This is a genomic window from Streptomyces sp. NBC_00440, assembly GCF_036014215.1.
GTDB lineage: Bacteria > Actinomycetota > Actinomycetes > Streptomycetales > Streptomycetaceae > Streptomyces.
The window spans coordinates 5,285,429-5,292,644 of sequence record NZ_CP107921.1; the positions used below are offsets into that span (position 1 = coordinate 5,285,429).

Here is a 7,216-nt window from a genome sequence, read left to right on the forward strand (position 1 = left end):
GCACCATGACCAACATCGCTCTGCTGGCGATCGGCGGCACGCTGCTCTGCGGTGTGCTCGCCGTCGCCGGTATCCATACGTACGCCACCGGGAAGGCGCAGCGCGAAGCCCTGGTCGACCGGCTCTCGTACAGCGGACCGCGTCCGCAGGGGCTGCGCGTCCGCCGCTTCGGCGGAGTCGACCGCAGGCTCCGCGGGACGGCCTTCGGCAAGCGGCTCCAGCTGCGGCTGGCCGCGACCGGACTGGATCTGACGGCGGGCGAGTTCACCGTGTACGTCGTCGGGGGATTCGCCGCACTCTGGCTGATCGCCTCCGCGGCGCTGGCCCCGTTCTTCGGCCCGGTCGCCGGCCTGGTCGCCCTGTGGGCGGGCAACACCTTCCTCAACTGGCAGCGCCAGAAGCGCATCGAGGCGTTCATCAACCAGCTCCCCGAGCTGTCCCGGATCCTGGCCAACGCGACGGCCGCCGGGCTCGCTCTCCGTACCGCACTGGGCATGGCGGCGGAGGAGCTGGAGGCACCCGCAGGCGAGGAACTGGCCACGGTCACCGCCCAGCTGGCGCTGGGCAGGTCGATCGACGAGACCCTGGGCGAGCTGGCGGCCCGGCTGCCCTCCCGGGAACTGGTCGTCCTCGTCACCACCCTGGTCCTCTCCAACCGTGCGGGCGGCACGGTCGTCGGCAGCCTGCGCAACCTCACCGAGACCCTGGAGGAGCGCAAGGAGACCAGGCGCGAGGTCGTGACGATGCTCTCCGAGGTCAACGCCACCGCGTACACGCTGCCGTTGCTCGGCCTGGGCGCCATGATCATGCTCAACTCGATGGACTCCGGCTCGCTGGCCCGGATGACCGGCCACCCGCTGGGCCAGGCGGCCGTGCTGATCGCCCTCGCTCTGTACGCCGTCGGGTTCATCGGGATGCGGCGCCTCGGCAAGATCGACGTCTGAGGGGACGGGACAACCGCCATGGTGGGACTGCTGCTCGCACTGGCACTCGGCGCGGCCGTCGCCGGGATGTTCCTGGGCGTCCGGATGTACCGCTCCGATGTGAAGGTTCCCAGCGACCTCGCCGTCGCACTCGAAGTCGGCGCCACCCGGGTGGGCGGCGCCGAGGCGGCGGTCGACCGGGCGGGGATGCGCTTCGCGCCCGCCGTGCTGAGGGCGATGGGCCCCCGGGCGGTGGAGAAGAAGCGCCGCAGGATCGACTCGGCGGGCAATCCGGGCGGCCTGACCGTCGACCGCTATGCGGCCCGCCGCGCGGTGTACGGCATCTTCGGCGGCCTCGCGGGCCTCGCGCTCCTCACCAACGGCAGCTGGATCTTCGCTGTCTTCGCCTTCGCCTACGGGGCGTTCGCAGCCGACGCGACGATCTGGCAGGCCATCCGCAAGCGCCGGGACATCATCGAGCGGACCCTGCCCGACTTCCTGGATGTCCTGGCCGTGGTCGTCAGTGCGGGACTCGGCTTCCGGCAGGCACTGGAGCGGGTCGCCGAGAAGTACGAGGGGCCCTGGGCCGACGAACTGCGCATCACCCTGCGCCAGATGGACATGGGTGTCAGCCGCCGCCAGGCGTTCGACGAACTGCGCAGGCGCAACGAGTCCGAGCAGGTCTCGCAGTTCGTCAGCGCGCTCCAGCAGGGCGAGGAACTGGGCGCGCCGATCGCGGACACCCTCATACAGATCGCCAACGACATGCGACGTACCGACGCGCAGAACTCCCGCCGCCGGGCGGCGAAGGCGATCCCGCAGGCCACAGTGGTCACGCTGATCACCATGGTCCCGGCGACGCTCATCCTGATCGTGACGAACATGTTCCTGGGCTCCACCACCGACTTCGGCTCGCTGTTCGGGAACTGAGCGATGAGACCACGGAGGGCGCGGCTGTTGATACGGAGGGTGGGATCCGGCCACTTTCTGTCAGCTGCTTCGAGGCCGCAACCCTTTGTGCCACCCTCTCCCCAGGGATATGACTTCGGGCCGAGTCCGAGGGAGGCGGAGGTCATGCACCGTACCGCCTCCGGCAGGAGCGACCAGCAGTTCGCCGCTGCCAGCAGCATCCGAACCAGCACCAACAGCCTTACAGCGGAAGCGATATGGCTGGGAACGTCCGCGCGGGAGCCCGGCCGCCATGGCTGAATCCCTGCGCGGTGAGGGGAGGCGGGGCGCCGCGCACGGCAGCCCGGCCGCAGAGACGGAGTCGTACGTTCCCGAAGGGGCAGAGCATGGCGAAGGACATCACGCTCAAGGCGTATCTGGCGTTCGGCACCTGGCGCGACACGGTCGTCTCCCGGATGCGGAGGCGCGCGGGCGACAGCGGCGCGAGCATCGTGGAGTACGGCGGGCTGCTGGTGATCGTGGCGCTGATCGTGGTGGCGGTGCGGGGGCTGGGGCTGCAGAACATCATCTCGAAGGCGATCGGTACTGCCGTCAACTCCATCACCGGGGGCTGAGGGCGAGGGCGCCCCGCGCCGGGGACGACCGGGGCCAGACCATCCTCATCTACGTCGTCGTGGTGGGCGGACTGCTCTTTCTGGCCTTCGCCTACTTCGCCTTCGCGCAAGCCGCCGTGGCCCGCAACGGTGCCCAGTCGGCCGCGGACGCCGCAGCACTCGCGGCGGCCCAGGACGTCCGGGACCAGATGGCCGACGGCCTGACCGGCTCGCTGGGGCAGAAGGACGCATGGGCGGGCTGGCTGCTCGGCGACCACCCTGTCGCCGGTACGGGGAGTGCCGCAGCGGCCCGGCTCGCGGGCGACAACGACGCCACCCTCGACGGGCTCGCGCCGACGACGGTCAAGGGGTATCCCGCCTTCGAGGCGAGCATCACCACCCGGTTCACCGTCGGCAAGTCCGTCATCCCCGGTACGGAGGGCAGGCACGCCAAGGCCCATGCCGTCGCGATGATCGAGCCGCGCTGCTCTGTCACGCCGTCCGGAGACCCGAAGCTCGTCGAATTCGACTGTGACGGCCGGCACTGGGAGATCGACCCGAAGAAGCTGGACACGATTGAACTGCCCCAGCCGAAGGACCTGTTCGCTGTCCACCTGGCCGAGTGAGGATGAGTAGTAGATGAACATGCGTCGCACCTTGAGGGCCCGCAGGGCGCTGGCCACTGTGGCAGTCACAGCGGGCCTGGCGCTCACCGTGGCGGGCTGCGGAGGCGACGGCGGGGGAACGGACAAGGGGAGCGCGTCGCCCCCCGCGGCCGGTGCGAAGGGGAGCGGCGACACCGCACAGCCGGCTCCGTCCGCGTCGGCCGACAAGACCCTGGCACAGGTCAAGGGCGGGGCTGACATCACCCTGACCATCACCTCGGCGGTGCGCGACACCGGTGGCTTCCTCACCGTCAGCGGAACGGTGAAGAACGGAAGCGGCAAGTACTGGCTCGAACCCAGCTGGGCGGGGGACGAGAAGGAACTGGCCGCCAACTCCACGTCCATGGCCGGGGCCGCGCTCGTCGACCAGGCAGGCAAGAAGAAGTACCTCATCCTGCGGGACACCGACGGACGCTGCCTCTGCACGAAGTTCAGCGGCGGGATCCAGGCGGACGAGGAGAAGCCGTTCTACGCCCAGTTCCCCGCCCCGCCCGCCAGTACCAAGTCCGTGGAGTTCCAGATCGGCGACATGCCTCCTGCCACCATCGACATCTCCGACGGGCAGTGACCGATGAGACGACCACGCCGCCCCGCGGCCACCCTCGCCGCCACCCTCCTGCTCACCGGGCTGACCGTCACCGGGGCACATGCCGCCGGTCCCAGCCCCGGCCCCAGCGCGCCCCCGGACAGCACGACGTCCTCGCCACCGCCCGCCATCGACCCCGCCGCCCCCGGGCTCCGGCTCGGCGACGGGGCGACGCTCGCGCCCTCCCATGTCCTCGACATCAAGTCCGTCGTCGAGGACCTCGGCGGTGAGGAGCGCCGTGAGGACACCAACGCCGATGTGACGTTCGCGCTCCAGGCAGAAGTCCTCTTCCCCAAGGACAGCCCCAAGCTCAATCCGGAGGCCAGGGCGCGCATCAAGGCCATCGCCGACGAAGCCCTCGCCCAGCACGCCACCAAGGTCCGGGTCTTCGGGTTCACCGACAACCTCGGCTCGTACGAGCACGGCAAGGTCCTCTCCAAGCGGCGCGCCGACTCCGTGCAGGAGGAGCTGGCCAAGTCGCTCGGCTCCGATGTCACGTTCGACATCCGCGGATACAGCGAGGACTACCCGATCGCCTCGAACGCCACCGAAGAGGGCCGTACGAAGAACCGCCGCGTCGAGATCTCCTTCCCCCGTGGCGAGAAGCCCGGGTCCGGCTCCGCCTCGTAGGACCGGGCAGGACAGGACCGGGCAGGGCAGGGCAGGGCAGGACAGGACAGGACCGGACACGACGATCTGGCTCCGCCGGGGCGCGGCAGCAACGGCTTCTGCTGGTGGCCGAATTCGGTTGCCCCGCGTACGGGCGTGCGGGCACTGTGTCGCGAGGCCATTCGGCTCCGGGGCGTGCGTTCCGGGGCGCGCGATGCGAGACGTGCGTTCTGGGCGGGCGACCCGCGTCGTGCGGGGGTCCTGCGCCTACGGGGGTGGGGCCGGACCCCCGCGCTCCACGGCCCGGCCCGTGCCGCCCGGGGCCACGGCGGCGCGGCCCGGACGGGGGGAGATCCCCGTTTCGTATACCCCGGCCTTCATCATGGACCGGTGATCAGTGTCCTCTTCGCCGTGCTCACCGCGCTCAGTAACGGCGCCGCATCCGTGTTCCAGCGCCGTGCCGCCGCGAAGGTGCCCGACGCCGAGGCGATGCATGTGTCCCTCTTCGGCCACCTGATCCGCCAGCGGGTGTGGCTGGCCGGGGTCGGTCTGGTGATCGTCGCAGCCGTCTGCCAGGCCGTCGCCCTGGCCACCGGACCGATCGCCGTGGTGCAGCCGATCTTCGTCATCGAACTCCCCGCGACCCTGCTGCTCGCCGGCTACCTCATGCGCGTACGGCTGCCCCGCACAGTCTGGTACGGCGTGGCCGCCGTCACCGTGGGCCTCGCTCTCGGGATGGCCACCGCGGCTCCGGGCGGCGGTGGCGAGACCGTGGACGGGCTGCGGTGGATCCCGGCGCTGATCCTCACCGGGATCTTCGAGACGGTCCTGATCGGTGCGGCCCTCAAGACCCGTGGCAACTCCCGCGGGGCCCTCCTCGGGCTGGCCGCCGCCTGCGGCTACGCACTCACCGCCGCACTCATGAAGGACGCCATGGCGCGGCTCAGCGACGCCGACGGATGGGTGGAACTCCTCAAGTCCTGGCAGCTCTACGGCACGGCCGCAGCCGGCGTGGGCTCGCTCTTCCTGCTGCAGAACGCCCTCCAGGCGGGCACCCTGGTCGCGGTCCAGCCGATGCTCACCCTCGGCGACGCGCTCATCAGCATCCTGTACGGCGTGACCCTGTTCGGTGAGACGCTGCGCACCGGCTGGTGGCTGGTGCCTGAGCTGGCCGCGCTCGCCCTGGTCGGCCTCGGCTGTGTCGAGCTGGCCCGCTCCCCGCTGGCCTCCGGCAGCACCGGCCCGCCGTCCAGGGTGAAATAAACGGCGGGCCGGGTCCGTTGGGCGTTACGCCGTGCACTCCACCCGGATCGCGGACGAGGCATTGTGTGCGTTCTCCCGTGACGACGAACTCCAGTCGTCGCCGCGGTCGTGGAGCTTCACGCTCAGCACACCTGAGTTGATCTTGTACGAGGGGGCTGCTATCCACTCGCCGCGGTGACTCACCTGGGTGATCGTGAAATGGCCGAGCTGGGTGGAGCCCGCGGTGCTGGTGCCGTCGTGGACGGTGTAGTACGTGGGCTGGCCGCCGACGTGTCCGACGTTGCTGTCGTTCGGTATGTAGACGCTGACCTTGCAACTGCCGGACTTCACGTCACCGGTCCGGAAGTTCCACACCGCGCTGTTGTCGCTGTCGTTGGAGTCGCCCGACATGGGAATCGAGCGGTACCAGCCCGAGCAGCCACCTGAGGCGTAAGCGCCGTCGTGGGTGGTCCAGCCCTTCTGGTCGTCGGTGTACTTGCCGCGTTCGGTGTACGTGACCGAACTGTTGGAGCAGTGCATTCCGCCGATCGCGGAGTAGAGCACCTTGGGGGAGGACGACGTCTTGTTCGCCGTGTTGGTGGCGCCGCTGCCCGACGAGGAGTCCGTCTTGGTGTCGGTCTTCCCCTTGCCCGTGGAGGAGTCCGAGTCGGTCGTGCCCTTCCCGGGATGGCTGTCCGTCTTGGTGTCCCCGGGGCCGTCGGCGCTGTCCGCCGACGCGGCTTCGTGGATGGGCGGGGCGTTCACGCCGCCCGCCGGGCCCGATCCGCCGGTCCCCTTCGAACCGCCCTTGCCCAGTGGTGCCTTGGAGGCGTCGGACTGCGGTACGTAGCCGTCCGCCCCGGCGCCGGGGTCGGTGTATCCGGCGGCGGCGTTCCTGGTGTTGTGCTTGGGTCCGTCCCCGCCGGTGAACGAGGCGACGACGAACGGGAGGGACAGCAGCACCACGCCCCCGATCGCGGCCGCCGCGACCATCGGTCGGGAGACCTTGCCGGGTGCCGAGTCCTCCTCCTCCGTACCGGTTCCGCCGGGGCCGTTCCCGCCCGCGGTGCTCACGGCGGCGGTGGCATCGGAGGAGGTACGGGTGCGAGTACGGCTCCGGGTGAGGCTGCCCAGTACGGCGGTGAGTGCCGGTATCCCACGGGACGTTGAGGCTGCGGCCGTCGAGGTCGAGGTCGAGGTCGCGGTGGCGCTGGCGGGGGTGGCCGTGGTTTCCGGCTCGGTTGCGGGGGCCGCCGTGGCATCCGAAGCCGGTTCCGAAGCCGGTTCCGAGGCCGGTTCGGGGGCCGGTTCGGGCTTCTGGGGCTTCTCGGCCTTCTGCGGCTCGGCCTTCTCGGCGGCCACGGCCTCGGGTGCCGATTCGAGCGTCGTTGCCTTGCTCTCCGTCACGCGGGTGGCGGCAGGCACCTCCGCACCGATCACGCCACCGGCGAGCGTCGCGGCGACGTCCTTCGGGGAAGCCCCGCCGGATTCCGTCACCTTCTCCGTCCCGGTCTGCGTACCCTCTCCCGGCGCCGCCTCATCGGACGTGTCCGCAGCAGCGGACACCTCGCTGTTCGACTCGGGTTCCGTGCTCGCCATGGCCACCTCGCCTCTCCTGCTTCTCGTACTGCTCTTACTGCTCATGTGCATTCGTTCGTGTACGTCAGCCGTGTACGGCAGTGGTGCGTG

8 protein-coding genes are annotated in these 7,216 nt (G+C 70.3%); 7 read left to right on the plus strand and 1 reads right to left on the minus strand.

Annotated elements, in window-relative coordinates; genetic code table 11:
• Positions 1–5 precede the first annotated feature (5 nt).
• The 7 genes from OHB13_RS23940 (at position 6) to OHB13_RS23970 (ending at position 5,548) form a co-directional block, all read left to right on the plus strand.
• The gene (locus tag OHB13_RS23940) at positions 6–944 is read left to right on the plus strand and encodes a type II secretion system F family protein (RefSeq protein ID WP_328378445.1); all 939 of its coding nucleotides are present in this window, start codon (positions 6–8) and stop codon (positions 942–944) included.
• Positions 945–962: 18 nt separating this feature from the next.
• On the plus strand, positions 963–1,853 hold the full coding sequence (locus tag OHB13_RS23945) for a DUF5936 domain-containing protein (RefSeq protein ID WP_328378446.1): 891 nt from the start codon (positions 963–965) through the stop codon (positions 1,851–1,853).
• Between the two features lie 365 nt (positions 1,854–2,218).
• Positions 2,219–2,446 carry a hypothetical protein gene (locus tag OHB13_RS23950; protein ID WP_266860742.1) on the plus strand — a complete coding sequence of 76 codons (228 nt, stop codon included), beginning with the start codon at positions 2,219–2,221 and terminating at the stop codon, positions 2,444–2,446.
• 41 nt (positions 2,447–2,487) lie between these two features.
• The gene (locus OHB13_RS23955) at positions 2,488–3,051 is read left to right on the plus strand and encodes a pilus assembly protein TadG-related protein (RefSeq protein ID WP_328380378.1); all 564 of its coding nucleotides are present in this window, start codon (positions 2,488–2,490) and stop codon (positions 3,049–3,051) included.
• Between the two features lie 13 nt (positions 3,052–3,064).
• A complete protein-coding gene (locus OHB13_RS23960) occupies positions 3,065–3,658 on the plus strand; it encodes a hypothetical protein (RefSeq protein WP_266853697.1) in 594 nt (197 codons plus the stop codon).
• Positions 3,659–3,661: 3 nt separating this feature from the next.
• A complete protein-coding gene (locus OHB13_RS23965; RefSeq protein ID WP_328378447.1) occupies positions 3,662–4,306 on the plus strand; it encodes an OmpA family protein in 645 nt (214 codons plus the stop codon).
• Positions 4,307–4,675: 369 nt separating this feature from the next.
• A complete protein-coding gene (locus OHB13_RS23970; protein ID WP_328378448.1) occupies positions 4,676–5,548 on the plus strand; it encodes a DMT family transporter in 873 nt (290 codons plus the stop codon).
• 24 nt (positions 5,549–5,572) lie between these two features.
• Here the strand turns inward: OHB13_RS23970 and OHB13_RS23975 are convergent, their stop codons facing one another.
• On the minus strand, positions 5,573–7,126 hold the full coding sequence (locus OHB13_RS23975; protein WP_328378449.1) for a hypothetical protein: 1,554 nt from the start codon (positions 7,124–7,126) through the stop codon (positions 5,573–5,575).
• Positions 7,127–7,216 lie beyond the last annotated feature (90 nt).

Bases quoted from the DNA above. Each gene is read 5' to 3' on its own strand.
- OHB13_RS23940 (WP_328378445.1), top strand. From the start codon at position 6: ATGACCAACATCGCTCTGCTGGCGATCGGCGGCACGCTGCTCTGCGGT.
- OHB13_RS23945 (WP_328378446.1), top strand. From the start codon at position 963: ATGGTGGGACTGCTGCTCGCACTGGCACTCGGCGCGGCCGTCGCCGGG.
- OHB13_RS23950 (WP_266860742.1), top strand. From the start codon at position 2,219: ATGGCGAAGGACATCACGCTCAAGGCGTATCTGGCGTTCGGCACCTGG.
- OHB13_RS23960 (WP_266853697.1), top strand. From the start codon at position 3,065: ATGAACATGCGTCGCACCTTGAGGGCCCGCAGGGCGCTGGCCACTGTG.
- OHB13_RS23965 (WP_328378447.1), top strand. From the start codon at position 3,662: ATGAGACGACCACGCCGCCCCGCGGCCACCCTCGCCGCCACCCTCCTG.
- OHB13_RS23975 (WP_328378449.1), bottom strand. From the start codon at position 7,126: ATGGCGAGCACGGAACCCGAGTCGAACAGCGAGGTGTCCGCTGCTGCG.